We start from the raw sequence: 23,035 nt of genomic DNA on the forward strand, positions 1-23,035 counted from the left end.
CGACTCACCTCCCCGCGGCTAGGCGAGCCGGGTCACCTCCACGATCACGTCGAGGTCGGTGGCGCCCTCCCCGGAGTAGATGCCCTTCAACGGGGAGACGTCGGCGTAATCGCGACCCGCGCCCACGCCCACGTACTGCTCGGTGATGTCGGTGTCGTTGGTGGGGTCATAGCTCCACCACGCTCCAGTCCACGCCTCAATCCAGGCGTGGCTTCGCCCGTCCACGGTGTCCCCCACGACGGCATCAGGTTTGGGATGCAGGTAGCCCGAGACGTAGTGCGCCGGGATTCCCATGCTGCGCAACAACATCAGCGACAGGTGGACGAAGTCCTGGCAGACACCTTTGCCCTCTTTGAGCGCGTCCAGCCCCGAGGACGCCACACTGGTGGTCCCAGGAAGGTATTCGAGTTCATCGCGCACCCAATTAGCTGCAGCGACAACGGCTTCGGCAGGCTCGTGGGTCTTGCTGATCTTTTTGCCCACCGAAGCCACCCGCTTGCTGGCCGGCGTGTGCTCGGTGGGGCGCAGCAGTTCGTCGTAGCGATCGATCACGGCCTCCGATTGCAGGTCGCTCCAGCCCACATCCGTCGGGAGCGGCTCGGCCCGCTCGGTTTCGACGACCGAGGATGACATCACCGTGAGATCGGTGTGCGGAGCGTGCAGGTCGAAAGCCGTGACTGCAGTGCCCCAGTAGTCGATGTAGCGGTAGGACCGTGTCGCCGGGATGGTCTCGACGCGGTTGAGGATGACGTTCTGCCGGGTGTTCGATCGCGGGGTCAGCCGGGCCTCGTTATAGGAGGCGGTCACCGGCGACTGGTAGGCGTATCCCGTGGTGTGCACCACCCGCAGCCGCCACATCAGCCGTCCCCTTTCCTGCCGGCCACCCGGGCACGCTGGCCCGCGTCCGACCATGCCACCCAGGGCGTCACGTGGAAGTACTGCAGCGCCAACGCTTCTCCGACGTCATGGCAGGTGCTCTGCAGCCCGGCCAGGCGGCTCTCCAACGATTCCAGCAGCACGCCGGGCTGGACGAACTCCAATTCGCTGCGCGCCTGTCCGAGCAGCCGCTGCGCCTCGGCGGTGGCCCCGATCCGGCTCTGGCGGTTGCGGACCAGTTCGTCCAAGTTGTGTTCAGCCAGCCGCAGCGAGTAGAACACCGACCGTGGGAACAGCCGGTCCAGCAACATGAATTCGACCACCCGGCCGGCATCCAGCACACCGCGATAGGTGCGCAGGTAGGTGTCGTGGGCGCCCGCCGAACGCAACAGTGTCACCCACGCCGGGGACGAAGCGCTGTCCCCGACTCGCGACAGCAACAGCCGCACGGTCATGTCGACCCGTTCGATCGCGCGGCCCAGCACCATGAAACGGTAGCCGTCGTCGCGGGACAGCGTGGAGTCGGCCAACCCGGCGAACATCGCCGCGCGCCGTTCTATGAACGACAAGAAGTCGTGTGGCCCAAGGCGTTTGGCGGCACGTTCACGTTCGGGCAGAGCGTGATAGGTCGTGTTGAGGCACTCCCATATCTCGCTGGAGGTCACCTCGCGCGCGGACTTCGCGTTCTCGCGCGCCGAGGTGATGGCGTCGATGATCGAGCAGCCACCTTGGGTGTTGGTGTTATATGCCACCAAGTCGGTCAATGACCACACGTCCAGATGGTGATCGGGCGGGTCGATGCCCAGCACCCGCAGCAGCAGGCGCGACGCCTGATCGGGGTCGACGCTGGAGTCCTCAAGCAGTTGGTGCAGCGCGACGTCCAGAATTCGTGCGGTGTCGTCGGCGCGCTCGACGTAGCGACCGATCCAGTAGAGCGACTCGGCGTTACGCGCCAGCATCAGTCACCGCCCCTTGTTGTTGCTGTTGTTTGGGCTTCTCGCGCTGGGGCTGGTCGGTGGGCTGCGGCTGCTGAGAGGTCAGGGAGGTCAGCCGTGGCGAGTCTTCCAGCGGGTCCGGCATCGAGGCGGGCAACGACCGCACCACCTCCGCCGCGCCGAGCTCGTGGTCGCCGGTCGACGCCCGCGTCGCCAGCACCCAGGTGTCCTTGGAGCCACCGCCCTGACTGGAGTTGACTACCCGCGAGCCCTCGACCAGGGCCACCCGGGTCAGCCCGCCGGGCAACACGAATACGTCGTTGCCGTCATTGACGGCGAATGGCCGCAGGTCCACGTAGCGGGGCGCCAGCGTATTTCCGATCTGCGTCGGCACGGTCGACAGCTCCATCATCGGTTGCGCGATCCAGCTGCGGGGATCGACCTGAATCTTCTTGGAGACGGCTGCGAGCTCTTTCGCCGAGGCCTCCGGACCGAACACGATGCCGTAGCCGCCGGAACCCTCGACCGGCTTGATGACCAGCTCGTCGATGCGGTCCAACGCTTCTTCACGCTCGTCATCGAGCCAACAACGCAAGGTCTCCACGTTGGCCAGCAGTGGCTTCTCGCCCAGGTAGTACTCGATCATCATGGGCACGTAGGTGTAGACGAGTTTGTCGTCGCCGACGCCGTTGCCGATCGCGCTGGAGATGGAGACGTTGCCGGCGCGTGCCGCGTTGACCAACCCGGCCACCCCCAGCATCGAGTCGGCGCGGAACTGCAGCGGGTCAAGAAAGGCGTCGTCGATGCGCCGATAGATGACGTCGACCTGACGCTCGCCCTCGGTGGTGCGCATGTACACCTGGTTGTCGCGGCAGAACAGGTCACGCCCCTCGACCAACTCCACACCCATCTGGCGGGCCAGCAGCGAATGCTCGAAATACGCCGAGTTGTAGACGCCCGGGGTCAGCACCACCACCGTGGGATCGGCCTCGTTGGTGGCCGCGGAGTTGCGCAGCGCCCGCAGCAGGTGCGAGGCGTAGTCGTCGACCGCGCGCACCCGGTGGGTGGCGAACAGGTTCGGGAAGACGCGCGCCATGGTGCGCCGGTTCTCCATGACATAGGACACACCCGACGGCGAGCGGAGGTTGTCCTCGAGGACCCGCCAGACGCCCTTCTCATCGCGGATCAGATCGATGCCGGCGACGTGGATCCGGACACCGTTGGGCGGGACGATGCCCATCGCCTGGCGGTGGAAATGCTCGCACGACGTGACCAGGCGGCGCGGAATGACGCCGTCGTTCAGGATTTCCTGGTCACCATAGATGTCATCGAGGTACATCTCGAGCGCCTTGACCCGCTGGGTGATGCCGCGCTCCAGCCGGGTCCACTCAGCCGCCGAGATCACCCGCGGCACCAGGTCCAGCGGAAAGGGCCGTTCCTGACCCGATAACGAGAACGTGATCCCCTGGTCGAGGAAGGCGCGCGATAGCGCTTCAGCGCGAGCTTTCAGCTCCGAGGCGTCCGATGGCGCAAGCTCGGCGTAAATGCCCTTATATGGGCCGCGGACGGTGCCCTGGGCATCGAACATCTCGTCGAACGCCATATCGTAGGCATCCGAAGACCCGTTGTAACCGCCGAAAATGCGCTCAGAACGCGCAACGCGAAGACCCCGCTTGCTGTCGTCAAGCTGGTTCGTAAGACTCACTGTTCAGATGCTGCCTCAAGTCGACGTTCTGGCAGCCCACGTGTTCCCGTTTTGGGAGAAAACGTAACTCACTGATAACCTGGGCAATCGCTGTGGTGATATCCGGCGACCCAACAAAACGTCTAATCGAAGAAGGAACTCCAGCGTGGCCAACATCAAGTCGCAGCAGAAGCGCAACAAGACGAACGAGCGCGCTCGCCTGCGCAACAAGTCGGTGAAGTCGTCGCTGCGTACCGCTGTCCGCGCGTTCCGCGAGGCCGCCAACGCCGGCGACAAGGACAAGGCCGCCGAGTTGTTGGTGTCGACCAACCGCAAGCTGGACAAGGCCGCCAGCAAGGGCGTGATCCACAAGAACCAGGCCGCGAACAAGAAGTCGGCGCTAGCGCAGGTCCTCAACAAGGTCTGAGGCCCTGCCGGCCGACGCCGCGGGGGCCCTAGCGGCCGCGCTGGGCGGCTAGTTCTGCGACCTGCCTGACCGCGGATTCCAGGGCGTAGTCGGCGTCCACCACCGCCCCCTTGACGTTCGCGTTGAGCGCGGCGACCACCTTCATCGCCGTCGCCACCGAGTCACGAGACCAACGCCGGGCCTGTTTCTGCGCCTTCTGCACCCGCCACGGCGGCATCCCGAGCTGCGACGCCAGCCGGTAGGGGTCGCCCGACAGCGGGCCTACCCGCCCGATCGTGTGGATCGCCTCGGCCAGCGCATCGGCCAGCACCACCAACGGCTCCCCCCGCATCATCGCCCACCGCAGCGCCTCGGCGGCTCCCTCGATGTCGCCGGCCACCGCCTTGTCCGCGATGTCGAAGCCCTTCACCTCGGCTTTGCCGCTGTGGTACCGGCGCACCGCGGCGGCGTCGACCACCCCGCCGGTGTCGGCGACCAACTGGGAGCAGGCGGAGGCCAACTCCCGCAGATCGGAACCGACCGAATCCAGCATCGCGGTCACCGTCTCCTCGTCGGCCTTGACCCGCAGGCCGCGAAATTCCTTGCGGACGAAGTCGATGCGTTCGCTGAGTTTGGTGATTCGCGCGCACGTATGCACTTCGGCGCCGAGGGACTGCAGCTCGGTGGCCAGCGCCTTCGCCCGCCCACCGCCCGAGTGCACCACCACCAGCACCACGCCCGTCGGCATGTCGTTCGCGGCCGAAAGAATCACCGCGGCAGCGTCTTTGCCCGCTTCGCCCGCGGCCTCCAGCACGACGATGCGCTCGTCGGCGAACAGTGACGGACTCAGCAGCTCGGCGAGCTCATACGTGCTGACGTCGCCCGCCCGCATCCGGTTGATCGGAACGTCGTCGGTGCCGGCCCGTTTCCGCGCCGACCGCAGCACGTCGGCCACCGCCCGCTCGACCAGCAGTTCCTCGTCTCCCAGGACCAGGTGCAACGGCGAAACCTCGCTCACCCCATGATGGTGTCACGCCCCACCGACTGCGCCGCTCGGGGATCCGGCGCGGGACCACGACCCGCCCTATCCCAGCCCGGACAGTGCCCAGGCCAGCCCGGCCAGCGCCGCCACTGCCGTCGCGAGGCGGAAGGGCCGCCACCGCCACAGCACCACCGCCAGCACCGTGACACCTCCGACGATCAGCGTGCCGGGTATGCCCTCCGGGACCGGCAGGGTCGCGCCCGGCAGGTTGGCCGCCCGGCGGGCCACCCCGCCCACCCACCACAACTCGGGACCGGTGAACCGGATGAGCAGGCGCGCGGCGCCGGGCCATACCGCGCAGAGCGCCGCCGCGGCGGTGCCGAGCACCGTGATCGGCGCGATCGCGGCGGCTACCACGAGGTTCGCGAGCGCGGCAACCACGCTGAATCGGCCCGAGATCGCCGCGACCAGAGGCGCGGTCACCACCTGCGCGGCCCAGGCGACGGCGAGCGCGTCGGCGAGCGGCTTGGGCCAGCCCTTCCCCACCAGCCGCCGCGACCAGGCCGGCGCGACGACGATCAGCGCGGCGGTGGCGACGACCGACAGTGCGAACCCCACATCGACGGCCAGCGCCGGGGCGACGGCCAGCAGCACCAGCACCGTGGCGGCCAGCGCCGGAATGGCTTGGCGCCGACGGGAAGACAGCATCCCCACCAGTGCGATGGCACCCATCACCGCCGCCCGCACCACACTCGCCGTCGGCTGCACCACGATGACGAAGGCCACCAGCGCCAGCGCGGCGAGGGCGACGGCCGCGCGGGGACCGATCAACCGGGCGGAGAACAGTACGGCGGCGCACACGATCGTCACGTTGGCGCCCGACACGGCCATCAGGTGCGTCATGCCGGCCGCGCGAAAGTCGCGGCTGGTGTCGCTCGGCACCGCCGAGGTGTCACCGAGCACCAGCGCGGGCAGCATCGCCGCCTGTTCGCCGGGCAGCGTGTCGCGGACGGCGGCGGCGAACCGGCTGCGCACGCCGTGCGCGGCGCGCTGCACGGCGCTCGCGGTACCCATGGTCGGCCGGCCCGACGCGTTGAGCACCGCGACCGTCAGGTCGCGACGGGCCGGCCGGCTGATGCGCGCGGTGAACTGCACCGGCTGGCCCACCATCACGGCGGCGAAGTCCGAGGCGCGCGCGAAAACGACGACCCGGCCCGATGTTTGGGCGTCGCGCAGCCGTTGCAGCGAGGCTTTGAACATCAACCGGCCGGCGCCCAGCGACACCGGGCTCTCGGTGGGGGTGACGGTGACCGGGGCCCTGCTGCCGAAGGCCGCGGTGATCGGGTGGTGAACGACAGCGTCGGTGCGCAGCGCGACGGCGAAGCCGTATCCCGCTCCCACCACGCCGACCGCAGCCATGCCGGCGCCGATCGCCCGGAGCCGCGCCGTCCGGCCGAGCCGGTGCGCGGCGCGCCATGCCAGCACACCGGACGCGGCGACCAGCGCCAGGCAGGACCAGGCGAGGATCCGGCCGGCGGGCCACCAGATCCCGCCGGCGGTCACCGCCCAACAGGTCAACGCCGCCGGTACCAGGCGCACATCGACATGCCGGGACGGCGATTCGCCCGGCCCGGGATGGACCACCGGGGTCAGACACGGACCAGGGGGCGCAGCTTCTCCAACCGCGCCGGTCCGATGCCCTCGACGTCGGCGAGCTGGTCGACGCTGGTGAATTTGCCGTTGGATTGCCGCCACGCCACGATCGCGGCGGCGGTGACCGGACCGACGCCGGGCAGCGCGTCGAGTTCCTGAACGGTCGCGGTGTTCAGGTCGACCGCCTGGCCCTGCTTCGGCTTGCCCGGTCCCGGCGCCGGTGTCGGGGTCTTCGACGTCGGCGCCGTTCCGGTGGCCACGGAGCTGCCCAGCGCCGTCGGCTGCCCGGGCGCCGGAGCAAGACCGACCACGATCTGTTCGCCGTCATCGAGCGGTCGGGCCATGTTCAATCCAATGGTGTCCGCGCCGTTCACCGCGCCGCCTGCGGCCTGCAGCGCATCGGCGATGCGCGCGCCCGGCGCGAGGGTCACCAGGCCCGGGGTGTGCACCAAACCGACCACGCTGACCACCACCGGGCGGTCGGGGCCCGGCGACGGTGCGACACCCGGACTCGCCGACGACCTGGCGCCGGTCGTCGACACCTTCTCCACCGGCGGCAGCTTGGCCGACATCACCGGCGCCGGCCGGTCGCGCAGCAACGTGAAGACCGTGACCAGCACCGCCAGCGCCGCCACGATCGCCAGCCCGATGGCGCCGGCGCGTCCCGGGTCGGCGCGCACCCTGGCCACCCAGCCCCGGTCCCCCGACGCGTCGGGAAGCCACCGCGGCAGCAGCGAATTCGGATCGTCGTCCGGGGCGTCGTCCGTCGACCCCGACTCGGCGTCCCCGGGACCGGCGTGCGCATCGGTCTCCGGTTCAGCGTTGAGCCGTCGCTGCAGGCGCTCCGCCGGAAGTTCTGTTCGCATGGGTCGACGGTAGGTCCGCGGACCGCCACCACGGCCCGCTCAACGGCGCGACGGGGCCGATCTGTGGATTAACCCGAGGCTGTGCACGGGGCGCGCGACGGATGGGTCAAGATGGAAGTCGAGCGAACGACCGGCATCGCCAGAAACAGCTCTGGGCGCTGCGTCGTCACGGTCACCCCGAAACGACAGGAGGCTGCCATGCAACTGGCGCTCACGCCCGAGGAAGCCGCGTTCCGCGACGAGCTCCGCACCATCTACACGACCAAGATCCCCGAGGAGCTGCGCGACCGGGTGCGCCGGGGCTCGGCGGAAGTGAACCACGACGACATCGTCGCCAGCCACAAGATCCTGCACGAGCACGGCCTGGCGGTACCGAACTGGCCGGTCGAGTGGGGCGGCAAGGACTGGACGCCCACCCAGCATCAGATCTGGGCGGATGAAATGCAGCTGGCGTGCGTCCCGGAGCCGCTGAACTTCAACACCAAGATGGTGGGCCCGGTGATCGCCGAATTCGGTTCGGAGGAGGTCAAACAACGCTTCCTGCCGCCGACGGCCAGCCTCGACATCTGGTGGTGCCAGGGATTCTCCGAGCCCGAGGCCGGATCGGATTTGGCGTCGCTGCGCACCACCGCGGTCCGCGATGGCGACAGCTACGTCGTCAACGGCCAGAAGACCTGGACCACGCTCGGGCAGTACGCGGACTGGATCTTCTGCCTGGTCCGCACCGACCCGCAGGCGCCCAAGCGGCAGGCCGGCATCTCGTTCCTGCTGTTCGACATGAACACCCCGGGCATCACCCTGCGGCCCATCAAGACGATCGACGGAGGCCACGAGATCAACGAGGTCTTCTTCGAGGACGTCCGGGTGCCCGCCAATCAGCTTGTCGGAGAAGAGAACCAGGGCTGGACGTACGCGAAGTTCCTGCTGGGCAACGAGCGCACGGGCATCGCCGGAGTGGGGCGGACCAAGGTGCGCCTCGCCGAGGTGAAGAAGCACGCGGCGGCCACCGGAGTGCTCAACGACCCGCTGTTCGCGGCTCGGCTGGCCGAGGCCGAAAACGAGCTGCTGGCACTGGAACTCACGCAGTCGCGGGTGGTCACCGACTCCGCGGACGGACAACCCAACCCGGCGTCGTCGGTGCTGAAGCTGCGCGGCAGCCAACTGCAGCAGGCGGCAACCGAACTGCTCGTCGAGGTGGCCGGACCGGATGCGCTGCCGGCCAACGGCGAGGACATCTCGTCGCCGTCCTGGGCGCAACACAGTGCGCCGCACTACCTCAACTACCGCAAGACGTCGATCTACGGCGGTAGCAGCGAGGTGCAGCGCAACATCATCGCGTCGACGATTCTGGGATTGTGAGGCAGCCATGGACTTTCAATTGAGCGACGAGCAAGCCCTGCTCCGCGACACCACCCGCGATCTGTTGTCGCGCACCTATGACCCGGAGAGCCGCAACAAGATCATCGGCTCCGATCTCGGCTGGAGCCGTGAGGTGTGGAATCAGCTCGCCGACACGGGAATTCTGGGTTTGGGTTTCGAGCCGGAGGAGTCCGGCCAGATCGAGATCATGGTGGTGCTCAACGAGGTCGGTCGCCGGCTGGCCCCCGAACCGGTGCTGCACGCCGCGCTGGGGCCCGGTGCGCTGATCGCCGAACTGGGCAGCGCAGAGCAGAAGCAACTGCTCGACGAGGTCGCCGGCGGGCAGCGGCTGCTGGCGTTCGCTCACCTCGAGCCCGGCCAGCGCAAGCCGACCGCCGAGGTGAGCACCAAGGCTGAGCAGCAAGGTGATTCGTGGGTACTGAGCGGCCGGAAGAACCCGGTGCTCGCCGGGGACTGCGCCGACACCTTGGTGGTCAGCGCCGCGCTGCCGAACGGTGGCACCGGCCTGTTCCTGGTCGACGCGGCAGCGGTGACCAGGCACCCGTACCGGACTTTCGACGGACAGCGGGGCGCCCAGATCGACCTGGACTCCGCCGCCGCCGAACCCCTCGGCGAGGCGGTGGACGCCTCGGGCGCCATCCGCGACGCCCTGGTGCGCATCCAGTCCGCCCTGTGCGCCGAGGCGCTGGGGGCGATGGAGGAATCGCTGCGCCTGACCACCGATTACCTCAAGACGCGCAAGCAATTCGGGGTCACGCTCAACAAATTCCAGGCGCTCACGCAGCGCGCCGCCGACATGTACGTGTCGCTGGAATTGGCCCGCAGCATGACGCTGTACGCGGCGATGTCGATCGCCGACGGCAACATCGACCCGGTGATCGCCTCGCGAGCCAAGCTACAGATCGGCCGCTCGGGCCGGCACATCGCGCAGGAGTCGGTGCAGATGCACGGCGGCATCGGCGTGACGGCCGAATACCCGGTCAGCCACTATGCCGCGCGGCTCACCGCGATCGAAAACACCCTGGGCACCTCGGGTGAGCACCTACACAACCTGATCGATCAACTCGGCGACTACGACCTGGCCCGTCTGTAACGCATGGCCGAGCCCGCGGAGCTGACCGAGAAGGTCATCGAGTTCCTGTCGGCCGGCACCCGTACCGGGATGCTGGGCTACCTCGCCGCCGACGGCCGCCCACTGGTCGCGCCGGTGTGGTTCGTGGTCGATGACGGACAGCTGGCGTTCAACACCGGGCGTGACACGTCGAAAGGCCGTGCCCTGGGCCGTGATCCGCGGGTTGTGATCTGCGTCGACGATCCTCATCCGCCGTATTCGTTCGTCCAGGTGCAGGGCGTGGCCACGGTCAGCGAGGATCCGCAGGACGTGCTGGACATCGCCACCCGCGCCGGTCGCCGCTACATGGGCGCCGACCGCGCCGACGAATTCGGCCGCCGCAATGCCGTTCCCGGTGAATTGGTGGTTCGGGTGCGACCGACCAAGGTCAACGCCGGATTCGATATCAGCGCCTGATCATCGCGGCTCCGGCGCCGCAATCGATTCCGATTCCGAGTCCGCGTCGGGCAGCTGACCCACCAGATATTCGGCAAGCCCCCCGATGGTCGGATAGTCGAACACCGCGGTGGCGTTGATGGTGAACTTGCCGCCGAACTGACTATGCAGCCGGTTGCGGAGTTCGATCGCCATCAGCGAATCCGTCCCCAGGTCGAGGAACCGGCTGCTCGCGGCGGGTGGCGATGCCAGTCGCAGGAAGTTCTGCACCTCGCGCTGCAGGAATTCGGTCACGAAGCCGGCGCGCTGCGGGACGGGAATCTCCATCAGTGCCTTGAGCAACTCGCTGTCACCAGTCACCTCTCCGACGGCACTGGGCAACACGAGGTCCAGCATCGGTGGACGCGAACTGCCCAGTACCTTGGCGGCACGCTGCCAGTTGGCCTTGAGGACGGTGGCCTGGCCGGTTCCGTTCGCGACGACCTCGGCGAGGGCGCCCAACGCCGCTGACGGTTCCAGTGGAATCAGGCCCTGGGCACTGATATTGGCGGTCGCGGCTTCCGACGAGGCCATGCCGCCCTGAGCCCAGGGACCGAAGTTGACTCCGGTGGCAGGCAGGCCTTGCGCCCTGCGCCGCGCCACCAAGCCGTCGAGCAGCGCGTTGGCGGTCGCGTAGTTGGACTGACCGGGGGAACCGAACAAGCTCGACACCGACGAGGACACGATGAAGAAGTCCAGCTCGTCGTCCTTCGTCAGCCTGTCCAAGTGGCAGGCACCGAACGCCTTGGGCGCCAATGTTGTTCGGAACCGATCCAGGGTCTGCGCAGACAGCAGTGCATCGTCGAGCACACCAGCCAGATGTGCCACACCGGCCAGCGGCGGCAACTCCGCACGGATCCGCTTCAGCAGCCGAGCAACCTCGGACTCGTCGCCGACATCGGCGGAGAACACGTGGATGCGGCACTTGTAGCGCTCGGCAATCTCCTCGATTACCCGTTGCACCTCGACATCCGGCTCGCGCCGGCTGGTCAGTACGATGTCGCCGGCGCCAAGGTGGGCCAGATGCGACGCCGTATGCAGACCGATGGCACCGAGCCCGCCGGTGATCAGGTAACTGCGATCAGGCCGTGGCTGTAGCGGATTCGGTATCTGCACCACGATCTTTCCGATGTGGCGCGCCTGCTGCATGCGGCGGAACGCGGCTCGGGCCTCGGTCAGCGGGTAGATCTCCGCGGGCAGCGGCGTCCATTCGCCGTTGGCCAGTCCCTGCGATACCTCGGTCAGCAAACTTCGAATCCGCTCGGGTTCGGAGAAGGTCACCGTGTCCAGCGCCACGATCTCGTAAGCGATGTCCGGCCGAACTTCCGCCATCTTCTCGGGCGTCCAGATGTCGCGTTTTGCGATCTCGGCGAACCGGCCGTTCTGCGCGGTGGCACGCACGGTCGCTTCGAGGAACCCCTCGTTGGTGAGGCTGTTGAGCACCACGTCGACCCCGGCACCGTCGGTGTCGGCGAGGATCTGATCGGCGAAATCCGTTGTGCGCGAGTCGTAGACGTACTGCACACCCAGCTTGCGCAGCGTCGCGCGCTTGTAGGTGCTGGCCGTGGCGAAGACCGTGGCACCGCACTGCTGTGCCATCTGGATCGCCGCAAGGCCGACACCACCGCTGGCAGCGTGGATGAGGACGCGATCACCGGGCCGCAGCTGCGCCCAGTCGAAGGCAAGCCGAACCGTCAGCGCCGCGGCAGGAATGGTGGCCGCCTCGACGGCACTCACCCCGTCCGGGATCGGCGCCAGCAGCTGGGCCGGCACGTTGAACCGGCTGGAGAAGGCCCCCTGCATGAAGCCGTAGACGCGCTGGCCCACCGCCACGCCCGTGACGCCCGCGCCCAATTGCGTGACGACGCCGGCGAAGTCACCGCCGATCGGGCCGGGGTCACCCGGGTAGAGGCCGAGGACGTTGAGCACGTCGCGGAAGTTGAGGCCGGATGCCTCCACCCGCACCTGCACGTAACCCGCGTCCGGGGGCGCAACTTCCACGTCGGTGAGACGCAGATTGTCGATGGCGCCGCGTTCGGTGGGCGCCAGCACGTAATCGGTTCCCCGCGGCACCGTGAGGTGGCCGCTCCGCGCCCATGGCAACAGCCGCGAGGCCAGCAGCTTCCCTTGTCGCAGAGCGACTTCCGGTTCCTCGACAGGGCTGGCCAACAGCGCGGCCAGTGCCCGCACCGCTTCCGGCGATCCGTCGCAGTCGACGAGTTTGGCGCGCAGTGCCGGTTCTTCGTTGATCGTGGTGCGCCCGAATCCCCACAGCGCCGCCTGGACCGGGTCGACCGGCTCGCCGGATTCGGTGGCTACGGCCCGCTCGGTGACGATCCACAGCCCGCCAGGCAGTTTCACGTCGCCGGCCTGCACGGTGTGCACGGCGCTGAGTAGGTTGGCGATTTCGGTCTCGACCCGCGCGGCCATCTCGGCGCTCGATTCGGCGATACCCGACGCCTTACTGCGCCACACCACACCGGAAAACGGCAGCCCGCGCTCGTGGGCTTGTGTCAACTGCTGACCCAACAGCTCCGGATCGGTCGTTCGGTCGAGCGGGATGCACCCCGGCACCGTTGCCGCCAGCTCGTCGAACCCGGCGATCAACCAAGTGCCGCTGACGTTTCCGGATTCTTCACTCGATGCCGGCACCTCGTGCCAGCCCAGCGTGTACAGCAATCGGGTTGCATCGCCGCCCAGGCCACGCAACAACGCCTCACGAGGTGCTCGTTTGACCGTGAACTCGCGAATCCCGCCCAAGCGCCGGCCATCCCGATCGAGGTAATCGAGATCGAAGACCTGAGTCTCGCTGTCCAGCGGGTTGGCGTGCCACCTCGCGCGGCAGTAGAACCGTCGAGGCATCTTCTCCTGCAGCGTCACTTGCCCATATCGCAGCGGCAAGAACAGATCGTTGACGCCCTGTTCGGCGGCGAGCAGCGCTGGGAATGCCGGGAACGCGACGCCCGTGCACAGGTCCATCAGCACCGGGTGCATCGGCTCCGTTCCGAGTTGTTCGGCGAGTTCCTCGCCGACCAAGATATCGCCGATTGCCTCACCCTCACCGAGCCAGAGCGACTTCAGTGAACCCGACCAGGTTGGGCCCCATGCCAACTCAAGATCGGCGAAGGTCTCGAACAGCTCTTGCGGACGCATCCGGTTCAAGCGCTCGATCGCTTCGTCCACGGGACCATTCTCGGCCACCGGCTCGTCGTCGGCTCCGGAGACGACCGTGCCTTCGGCGTTCAGTGACCATTCGGCGCCGCGTTCGCCGTAGGGCCGGCTGTGCACTTGGAATTTCGACCCGGTACCGTCCTCGAGCGGACGCAAGCTCAGCTGTACTTCGCGAGAACTCTTCTCGGGCAGGATGATCGGCTCGTAGAAGAAGACGTCCTTCGCCCGCGCCGGTGTGCCCACCGCGGCCAACGCCATCGCTGCATACGTCGCTCCGGGAACGACGACCGTGCCGTAGATGACGTGGTCGGACAGCCACGGCTGCGACTTGACGGACAACCGGCTGGTGTAGACGACATCGCCCGAGGCGAGTTCCTTTGCGCTACCCAGAATTCCGGACACCGCAGGACCGACGCCGCCTTCTACGGCGATCCCTCCCGTCTTGGGCCAGAAGCGGCGGCGCTGGAATGGATAGGTGGGCAATTCCAGTCGGTGACTGGCCTGGCGATACAGCACAGCGAAGTCAGGACGATGGCCGCTGACATAGGCCGCGGCCAGCGCGTCGGCGATCTGGCGCCGGTCACCAACACCCTTGCGCAGTGAGACGATCGCCCGTGGTGCGGCCAGGTGTTCCGGCCAGACCTGCACCGCGGCGCCGGTAAGCACCGGTTGCGGTCCGATCTCCATCAACACCGAGCAGCCCAGCCCCGCCACGGTGCGCACACTTTCGGCGAACTGCACGGGCTGCCGCGAATGCCGTCGCCAGTACTGCGCATCGATTGGGGTTTGTCCCGTGAGCACGGCACCGGTGCGGTTGCAGACCAGCGGGATCGTCGGGGTGGCGAACTGCAATTGCGCTGCGTAAGACTCGAATTCGTCGAGCACCGGATCCAGCAGTTCCGAATGGAAGGCGTGACTGGTTTGCAGCCAGGTGCAACGGATTCCCTCGTCCGCAAACCTCTCGACGATGCGTTCCAGATCTTCACCGGGACCCGACAGTACGGTGTTGGGGCCGTTGTAGGCGCCGACCGACACTCGCGGGAATTCACCCGCGGCCTGCTCGACGTGCTTGGCGTCGGTGAAGACCGCCGCCATTCGCCCACCTTCGGGCAGGCTGCTGAACATCCGGCCACGTTCGGCCATCAGGCGTGCGCCGTCCTCGAGGCTGAAAACCCCGGCCACACAGGCCGCGGCGTACTGACCCACGCTGTGGCCAAGCACTACATCAGGCTGGATGCCCCACGATTGCCACAGCCGGGCCAGGCCCATCTCGACGGCGAACAGCGCCGGCTGCGCAAACGATGTGTCGCGCAGTGTCTCTCCAGCCTCGCCGCCGGTGGCGAACAGCACTTCCAGCAACGGTCGCGCCACGATGTCCTTGACCGCTTCCGCGCAACGGGTCACGGTTTCGGCGAAAACCGGCTCGGTCTCGAACAATTCACGCGCCATTCCCGGGTGCTGGCTGCCCTGCCCGGTGAACAGCCATGCCGTCGTCGGGTCGTGGGTGTGCTCGCCGCGCACGACGCCGGGCCGCAGGCGGTTCTCGGCCAACTCGGCCAGGGCGTTGCGCGCATCCTCGATCGAATCGACGACGAGCGCGGCGCGATGCTCGAAATGCGAACGGCCCGTGCCCGCAGTGCGGCACACGTCGGCAAAGTCGACCTCCGGATGAGCGCTCAACCACGCCTCGTAACGCTGCGCCAAGGCCACCAGCGCTTCCGGCGACCGCGCGGACAGCGCCAGCACGTCAACCTGTGCCGCCTGGGCCGGCAACGGCGCTCCCTCCGCGTCGTCGGCGGCGGGCACCGGTTGCGGTGGCGCCTCCTCGAGCAGCACGTGTGCGTTGGTGCCGGTGAATCCGAAGGAACTCACGCCGGCGCGCCGCGTCTTGCCGTTGGCCTGCCACGGAATTGCCGTGTCCACGACCCGCACCGGCAGCGAGTCCCACGGGATGTGCGGCGACGGCCGATCGAAGTGCAGGCTCTTGGGCAGCACCTCATGCTGCAGCGACAACACGACCTTGATCAAACCCGCTGCACCCGAGGCGGACTCGGTGTGGCCGATGTTGGTCTTGACCGATCCCATCAGCAGCGGCCGGGCCGCGTCACGCGAACCGCTGTAGGCGGCCGCGGCGGCCTGGACCTCGATCGGGTCCCCGAGCGGGGTGCCCGTCCCGTGCGCCTCGAGGTAGTCCACCTCACCGCCGGACAGTCCGGCGCGCGCTAGCACGGTTCCGATGAGCCGTTGCTGTGCACCACCGTTGGGGACGGTGAGCCCGCTGGACGCGCCGTCCTGATTCACCGCGCTGGCGGTGATCACGGCGCAGACGCGATCGCCATCGCGCTGCGCGTCACTCAACCTCTTGAGCACCAGCATCCCGCAGCCCTCGCTACGCACGTAGCCATCGGCGGAGGCGTCGAAGGTCTTGCATCGGCCCACCGGGGACAGCATCCGGGCGCGCGAGGCAGCGATCATCGTCACCGGGCTCAGTAGGACGTTCACACCACCGGCTACCGCCAAATCGCAATCACCGGAACGCAATGCCTGGCTGGCCTGATGGACGGCAACGAGCGACGAGCTGCATGCGGTGTCGACGGCTACCGCCGGGCCCTCGAGCCCGAGTGCGAACGCCACCCGGCCCGAGATGGCGTTGAGCGCGTTGCCGGTGATGAAGTGCGGTTCGATTTTGTCGATCGGCTCGGCGGACAACAGATGCGCGTACTCGTTGGCGGCCACACCCACGAAGACGCCCGTTCGGCTGCCCCGCAGGGCGGCCGGCGCGTATCCCGCGCGTTCCAGGCCCTCCCACACCGTCTCCAGCGTCAGCCGCTGCTGCGGCTCAATCCACACCGCCTCGCGCGGGGAGATTCCGAAGAACTCGGGATCGAACCCGTCGATCTCGTCCAGGAATCCACCAAAGCGGGTGTACGTCTTTCCGGGCGCGTCGGGATCGGGATCGTAGAACTCGTCGATGTCGAAGCGGTCCTCAGGGACCTCGCGGATCGCATCGACACCCCCCGACAGCACGTCCCAGAACGCCTCCGGATCCCGCGCACCCGGGAAACGGCACGACACCGCGACGATCGCGATCGGTTCGTCCGTGCGTGTCGCCACCGATGTCGGCTGAATCGCTGACGCGACGGGTGCCTCGCTGAGCCCGAGCACGTCGCCGAGCAGGTAGTCGGCCACGTCGGACAGCCGGGGGTGATCCATCACCAGGGTGACGGGAATCTCCCGTCCCACCCCGTGCTCGATGCGGCGCCGCATTTCGACGGCCATCAGCGAATCCATGCCCAGATCGAAGAACCCCGCGTTCTCGCGGATCTCCGTCACGTCGACCCGCGTCACCTCAGCCACCGCGTCGCGCAGGTAGTCGGTCAGCAATTTCTTGCGTTGCTGCACTGGGGCATTGGTGAGTCGCTCGACCAGCTCCGTCTTCCCGGACGGCGTCACGACCGGCACCGCATCGGGTACCTCGTGGCTCAGTTCGGTCAGGAACGCCCGCCGGCCCGCCTGTTCGTAGAGCGGTAGGAAGCGGGCCCAATCGATCCGGGCCACAACTCCTTGAGCGGGGCCGTGCGCCGAAGCGGCCGCGGCAACATCGGCCAGCCCCGCAAGTGCATCGGCCGGCGCCAACGTCCGGACCCCACGCTGGTCCAGTCGCGCACGAGATTCCGCATCCGCCATGCCCGCCGACCACGGCCCGTAATTGACGCTGACGCCGAGGATGCCCTGCTCACGCAGGTGCCAGGCGAGTCCGTCGAGGAAGGCGTTCGCCGCGCCGTAGGCGCTTTGGCCGAATCCACCCCATACCGAGGCGATCGAGGACGTGCTGATGAAGAAGTCGAGCTGCAGGTCAGCCGCCGCTTCGCTCAAATGCCATGCGCCCCAAACCTTGCCGGCGAAGACGCGATCGACCTCGGCATCCTGCAGGGCACTCACCGGGGTGGTACCGATCTCCCCGGCGGCGTGGACGATGCCGGCCAACGGCGGCAGCTCGGCCTGCACGCCTGCCAGCAGGCGCGCGACGTCGTGCGCATCGGCGACATCGGCGGTGACGACGCGGATCTGGCAGCCGTGCGCTTCGCCCAGCGCATCGATGCGCTGTCGGACGGCCTCGGTCGGCGCGCGCCGGCTGGTCAGCACCACATGCCCGGCGCCGTTCGCGGCCAGGTGACCGGCGATCTCCAATCCGATCGCACCCAGTCCTCCGGTCACCAAATACGTTGCATCCTCCCGCAATTGCGGCGATACACCGCTCGCTGGCTCAGTGCGCCGAACCAAGCGGGGAACGTAGACAACCTGATCACGCAGCGCGAGTTGGTCTTCCCTGATGGCCGCGTCGGTCGGTGTGGTGATCCGGTCGATGAGCCGAGACCATTCGTCGGCAGTGCCTGCTGACAGGTCAGCGAGTCCGCCCCATAGTTGCGGCATCTCGAGCGACGCGGCGCGACCGAATCCCCACAGGCTGCTCTGATGTGGCGCCACAGTGTCGGTGTCGGTGACGTGCTGTGCGCCGCGGGTCACGACCCAGATGGGGCTGCGCAGATCAGCGGCGACCGCGGCGCGCAAGAGCCGCCGTGTTCCACCTAGGATCCGGTGTTGCATCCGCAACAGCGAGCGCATCGATGGTGCGCCGCCGGCCTCCAGAGCCGCGGCATTCACGATGCGTAGCGTCGAATCGTCAGCTGCGGCAGCGCGTAACGCGCTTGCGAGGTTTTCCTCGTCCGCGTCGGACACCGGCAACCCGACGACTTGGTGTCGGTGGTTGCGTGCAGTCAGCACGTCGACCAACGGCTGAACCGCGTCGGTACTGTCGGCGACTACGATCCAGCTCGACTCCACGCTCAGTTCTGTCCGGGAAGGCTCGGCGGCGGATGTGTCCCATCGGATCTCGTAGCGGTCGTCCTCGATGGACCGGGTCGTGCGCTGTTGATTGTGTTGTGCCGCAAGCTTGGTGAGCACATGCAGGGTTTGATGATCGTTGCTCGCACCGTCGAGCAGGGTTGCGAGTTCCTCGATCCGGCCGTCCTCGAGAAGGCGGACGGCTTCGGTACGCGGTCCGCGAGGGTCCTGTCGTTGGTCGGGGCTTTCGCGATCATCCCGGAACCAGTACTGACGGCGCTCGAACGGATAGGTGGGCAGGTCGAGCTTTCGCGCATGCGCCTGCCGAAAGGCTGCGAAGTCGGGCAGGTGGCCCAAGACATACGCATCGGCGACCGCCTCGGTGATCTGCCGGTGATCCGTGGTGTTTCGCCGCAACGAGGTGATCACCCGCGGCGCGGTCGCCCGGTCAGGCCAGGTGGCGAGGGCTGCGGCCGTGAGCACAGGTCGCGGGCCGACCTCCAGCAACAGCTTGCAGTTGAGATCTGCAAGAGTCCGCACGCTCTTGGCGAACTCCACCGGCTGACGCGCGTGCCGGCGCCAATAAGCGCCATCGAGCTTCACGCTCCTGCCCAGCGCGACACCGGTGCGATTGTCGATCAGAATCCTTTGCGGCGCCCCGAAATCGAATTTCCCCGCATACGATTCGAATTCGTCGAGGATCGGGTCCAGCAGCGCTGAGTGGAACGCGTGGCTGGTGTCCAGCCAGTCACACCGGACACCGTCCGCCGCCAGTCCGGCCACGGCCTGCTCGAGATCCGCTGCGGGACCCGACAATACGGTGTTGGCGCCGTTGTAGGCGGCGACCGACAGACTCGGGAACTCGTCGGTCAGTCGCTCGACCCGCTCGGCGGCGGCGAACACCGCGGCCATCCGACCACCGGCAGGCAGACTGCCGAAGAGACGACCACGCTCGGCCATCAGCAGCACACCGTCTTCGAGGCTGAACATGCCTGCAACACAGGACGCTGAATACTGGCCGACGCTGTGGCCGAGCACCACGTCCGGCTCGAAGCCCCACGACTGCCAGAGCCGGGCCAGGCCCATCTCCACCGCGAACAGCGCGGGCTGTGCGTAGCTGGTTTGCTGCAGCGTCGCCTCGCTGTCCAGGCTGTCCACGTCGAAAATGACGTCCAGCAACGGCTTTTCGAGGACATCGGCGACCGCGGCAGCGCAACGGTTCAGCGTCTCGGCAAACACCGGCTCGGTGTCGAACAGTTCTCGGGCCATGCCGGGGTATTGGCTGCCTTGACCGGTGAACAGCCACGCCGTCTTCGGCGGCTCATGGGATTCCCCCCGGAACAAACCCGGGGCCGGCCGGTCTTCCGCGAGTGCGCCGAGTAGCTCCATGGCAGATTCTCGCGAGTTGACGACCAGCGCGGCCCGCTGCTCCAAGTGCGCTCGCCCCGCCCCGGCAGTGAAGCAGACGTCCCCCAGGGTCGCCTCGGGATGCGCGCTCAACCAGCCGCGGTAATCGGCTGCGAGCCGTGCCAACGCGGCGGGCGTTCGCGCCGAGAGCGGAAGGACACTGAACCGTCGATCCCCGGCGTGCTCGACCGGGACGGGTGCCGGGGGAACCGGTGCCGTTTGCTCAGGAGCTTCGGAGAGGATGACGTGAGCGTTTGTGCCGGCGAATCCAAACGAGCTGATTCCCGCAATGCGCGGCTCGCCGTTGCGTTCCCATGCGGTGGCCTCCGCGACCACCTGGACCGCAAGCCGATCCCAGGGAATGTGGGGCGACGGATTCTCAAAGTGGAGGTGTTGCGGCAGTAGCTCGTTTTCGAGCGACAGGATGACTTTGATCACCCCGGCGATACCAGCGGCTGCTTCCAGGTGTCCGATGTTCGTCTTCACCGAGCCCATCAGCAGCGGCCGGCTGGGTTCGCGTCCGGCGCCGAACACCGCGCCTGCGGCCTGGGCTTCGATGGGGTCCCCCAGCGACGTCCCGGTGCCGTGCGCTTCCAGGTACCCGACGTCGCGGGGTTCGAGGTCGGCCCGCTTCAAGGCATCGGCGATAACCCTTTGCTGAGCGACGCCGTTCGGCACCGTCAATCCGCCCGAAGCGCCGTCCTGGTTGATCGCGCTGCCGCGGATCACGGCGCGAATCCGATCACCGTCGCGGATCGCGTCCTCGAGGCGCTTGATCACGATGACGCCGCAGCCCTCGCCGCGCACATAGCCGTCCGCGGCCGCGTCGAATGTCTTGCATCGGCCGTCGGGGGCGAGCATGTGGGCGCTGGAGAACGTGATCATGGTCGCCGGGGTGAGCAGGACGTTCGCGCCGCCGGCTAACGCCAGGTCGCATTCCCCCAGGCGCAGCGCTTGGCACGCCTGATGAATTGCCACCAGCGACGAGCTGCACGCCGTGTCGACGGCGACGGCGGGACCCTGCAGCCCCAACCGATAGCTGATCCGGCCGGCGGCTGCGGCGTTCGACGTCCCGATGGCCATGTAGGCCTCGATCTCGGGGTAGGTCAGCTCGTCGGACGCCATTCCCAGGTAGTCGTGCGTGGCCAGACCGACGAAGACCCCGGTGTTGCTGTCAGCCAGATCCGTTGGCGCAGTACCTGAATGCTCCACCGCGCGCCATGCCGTTTCCAGCAAGATGCGGTGCTGGGGGTCCATCAACCTGACCTCGCGAGTCGACATACCGAAGAACGGCGCGTCGAATCCCGTTACGTCGTCGACGAAGCCGGCCCGACGGGTGACGACCTTGCCGGGTGCGCCCGGTTCCGGGTCGAAGAATTCGTCGACGTCCCATCGGTCCTGCGGCACTTCGGATATCGCATCCCGGCCCTGTCGCAATACATCCCAGAATTCGTCCGCATCTGCGGCTCCCGGGAATCGCGCCGCGTACCCGATGATCGCAAAACCCGATATGGGCTCGCCCAGACCTTCGACGGATGCCATGCGCGTGTCCTCTCTTGCCCGGTCAAGATCGATCCCCACGGGAAGCAGGTTGCGCTCGGAGAATCATTTCCGGAGGCCAACACTGCCACCGCAGCGCCCTCACCGCGCGACGGCAGCCGGCGGCTGCCGCCCTGCGTCCCGCCCGGCCGTTCGATCGCCACAACGGCCCGCCGGATCCGTGAGCGAGTGTAGGCCCTACCCCGCGCACGCCTGCGACGGCGATCACTCCGAGGGTTATCTTGGTCTCGCCGCCAGGGTGGCCGTGGTCGTTTCAAACCGAGGAGGACGAAGTTTTGCGCATCGGGAAAATTACGATCGGCGCACTCGGTGATTGGACGCTGACCCCGGGGTCGGTCATCTCCTGGCACCCGACGGCCGCGGCCAGCGAAAAGGTCCGAAAAGCGCCGGTGAGCTCTGTGCCGGTCAGCTACATGCAGGGCCAGCACCTTCGTAATTACTGCGAACGAACGGCCGCGGGGCAGAATTTCTCCCGACAGATCATCGCTACCTGCGAAGTGCCCGGGACGTGCGACGTCCCTGCCATGAACCACGCTGTCAACGCCTACCTGCGGCGGCATGACACGTTCCGCAGCTGGTTCGAGCACACCGGCAACGGCGAGTTCATCAGGCATACCGTCAGTGATCCTGTTGATATCGAATTCGCGCCGATCGAACACGGCGAGATGACGGCTGACGAAATACACGCTCACGTCGTGGCCATACCGAGCCCACTGGAGTGGGGCTGCTTCACCTTCGGAATTGTCCAGAGGGAAGGCCACTTCACTTTCTTTGCCGCAATGGATCATGTCCACGGGGACGCGACGTTGATCGGCACCACGATGATGGAAGCCAACGGCATGTATTCGGCCTTGAGCGCAGGCGGTGAGGCTCTTGTTCTTCCCGATGCCGGAAGCTTCGATGATTTCTGTACCCGCGAACGCGAGTACACGTCCACGCTGACCGTGGATTCGCCTGAGGTGCGCGCGTGGATTGACTTCGCCGAGAACAATGACGGCGGCTTTCCCGAGTTCCCGCTCCCGCTGGGCAACCCACGGGAGTCCAGTAGCAGCGACATGACCTCGGAGCTCCTGATGGACGCGGCACAGACGGAGCGATTCGAATCGGCCTGCGCGACTGCCGGCGCGCGCTTCGTGGGTGGCCTGTTCGCCTGCCTCGCGCTGGTGGAGCACGAATTCACCGGTGCTCTCACGTATTACGGACTCACTCCCAGAGATTCCCGCAAAGCCACCGACAATTTCATGACGCAGGGTTGGTTTACCGGTTTGATTCCCATCACGGTGCCCATAGCAGCGGCCTCTTTCGGTGATGCCGCGTGGGCGGCGCAGGCTTCGTTCGATTCGAATCTGGACATGGCGAAAGTTCCCTACTACCGCGTGCTGGAGCTGGCGCCGTGGTTGCGCTGGCCGGGACCGAACTTCCCCGTGTCGAATTTCTTTCATGGCGGCGCTGCTCCGCTCAACGCCATTCTTGCCGCGGCCGATCTGGGGCTTGCGAACAATATCGGCATCTACCCTGACGGCCGATATTCATATCAGCTGACAATTTATATATTCAGGTACGGGGAGGGGACGGTCATGGCGATCATGCATCCGGACAACCCCATCGCCCGAAAATCAGTTGTCCGCTACCTGCAGGCGATGAGGTCGGTCTGCGGGCGGGTCGCCGACAGCGGGAGTTGGGGACGCGTCGCGTAGCGTGGAGCACTTCGATGGTTCGTGAGG

The 23,035-nt window shown here is 67.3% G+C and carries 12 protein-coding genes; 5 read left to right on the top strand and 7 right to left on the bottom strand.

Translation table 11 applies throughout. The features are described 5' to 3' along the window. Positions 1–18: 18 nt before the first annotated feature. From ACZYVJ_RS06075 to ACZYVJ_RS06085, 3 genes are read right to left on the bottom strand one after another with little or no spacing between them, the layout of a single operon-like run. Positions 19–858 carry a transglutaminase family protein gene (locus tag ACZYVJ_RS06075; RefSeq protein ID WP_463830195.1) on the bottom strand — a complete coding sequence of 280 codons (840 nt, stop codon included), beginning with the start codon at positions 856–858 and terminating at the stop codon, positions 19–21. Next, the gene (locus ACZYVJ_RS06080; RefSeq protein WP_463830196.1) at positions 858–1,835 is read right to left on the bottom strand and encodes an alpha-E domain-containing protein; all 978 of its coding nucleotides are present in this window, start codon (positions 1,833–1,835) and stop codon (positions 858–860) included. The genes ACZYVJ_RS06075 and ACZYVJ_RS06080 overlap by 1 nt, the downstream gene beginning before the upstream one ends. Continuing rightward, positions 1,822–3,516, bottom strand: a complete 1,695-nt coding sequence (locus ACZYVJ_RS06085) for a circularly permuted type 2 ATP-grasp protein (protein ID WP_463830197.1) — start codon at positions 3,514–3,516, stop codon at positions 1,822–1,824. Before ACZYVJ_RS06085 ends, ACZYVJ_RS06080 begins: the two co-directional genes overlap by 14 nt. Before the next feature lie 145 nt (positions 3,517–3,661). Between ACZYVJ_RS06085 and rpsT the strand changes: the two genes are divergently transcribed. Then, positions 3,662–3,922: a 30S ribosomal protein S20 gene (gene rpsT / locus ACZYVJ_RS06090; protein WP_463830198.1), complete on the top strand. Its 261-nt coding sequence runs from the start codon at positions 3,662–3,664 to the stop codon at positions 3,920–3,922. A 28-nt stretch (positions 3,923–3,950) separates the two neighbouring features. Here rpsT and holA read toward each other — a convergent pair whose 3' ends face one another. The 3 genes from holA to ACZYVJ_RS06105 form a co-directional block, all read right to left on the bottom strand. After that, positions 3,951–4,901 carry a DNA polymerase III subunit delta gene (gene holA, locus ACZYVJ_RS06095; RefSeq protein ID WP_463832863.1) on the bottom strand — a complete coding sequence of 317 codons (951 nt, stop codon included), beginning with the start codon at positions 4,899–4,901 and terminating at the stop codon, positions 3,951–3,953. 84 nt (positions 4,902–4,985) lie between these two features. Continuing rightward, positions 4,986–6,482 carry a ComEC/Rec2 family competence protein gene (locus tag ACZYVJ_RS06100; protein ID WP_463830199.1) on the bottom strand — a complete coding sequence of 499 codons (1,497 nt, stop codon included), beginning with the start codon at positions 6,480–6,482 and terminating at the stop codon, positions 4,986–4,988. A 50-nt stretch (positions 6,483–6,532) separates the two neighbouring features. Then, on the bottom strand, positions 6,533–7,402 hold the full coding sequence (locus tag ACZYVJ_RS06105) for a ComEA family DNA-binding protein (RefSeq protein WP_463830200.1): 870 nt from the start codon (positions 7,400–7,402) through the stop codon (positions 6,533–6,535). A 198-nt stretch (positions 7,403–7,600) separates the two neighbouring features. Here ACZYVJ_RS06105 and ACZYVJ_RS06110 point away from each other — a divergent pair, with 198 nt between their 5' ends. From ACZYVJ_RS06110 to ACZYVJ_RS06120, 3 genes are read left to right on the top strand one after another with little or no spacing between them, the layout of a single operon-like run. After that, positions 7,601–8,761 carry an acyl-CoA dehydrogenase family protein gene (locus tag ACZYVJ_RS06110; RefSeq protein WP_463832864.1) on the top strand — a complete coding sequence of 387 codons (1,161 nt, stop codon included), beginning with the start codon at positions 7,601–7,603 and terminating at the stop codon, positions 8,759–8,761. 7 nt (positions 8,762–8,768) lie between these two features. Continuing rightward, on the top strand, positions 8,769–9,875 hold the full coding sequence (locus tag ACZYVJ_RS06115) for an acyl-CoA dehydrogenase family protein (RefSeq protein WP_463830201.1): 1,107 nt from the start codon (positions 8,769–8,771) through the stop codon (positions 9,873–9,875). 3 nt (positions 9,876–9,878) lie between these two features. After that, positions 9,879–10,310 carry a PPOX class F420-dependent oxidoreductase gene (locus ACZYVJ_RS06120; protein ID WP_463830202.1) on the top strand — a complete coding sequence of 144 codons (432 nt, stop codon included), beginning with the start codon at positions 9,879–9,881 and terminating at the stop codon, positions 10,308–10,310. On the opposite strand, the gene ACZYVJ_RS06125 is transcribed toward ACZYVJ_RS06120, so the two are convergent. Continuing rightward, on the bottom strand, positions 10,311–21,293 hold the full coding sequence (locus ACZYVJ_RS06125) for an SDR family NAD(P)-dependent oxidoreductase (protein WP_463830203.1): 10,983 nt from the start codon (positions 21,291–21,293) through the stop codon (positions 10,311–10,313). It lies immediately after the preceding gene. Between the two features lie 293 nt (positions 21,294–21,586). On the opposite strand from ACZYVJ_RS06125, the gene ACZYVJ_RS06130 reads away from it, so the two are divergent. Beyond that, positions 21,587–23,008, top strand: a complete 1,422-nt coding sequence (locus tag ACZYVJ_RS06130) for a condensation domain-containing protein (RefSeq protein ID WP_463830204.1) — start codon at positions 21,587–21,589, stop codon at positions 23,006–23,008. The last annotated feature ends 27 nt before the right edge of the window (positions 23,009–23,035 follow it).

The sequence above is a fragment of the Mycobacterium sp. IDUB_3 genome, from assembly GCF_055419585.1.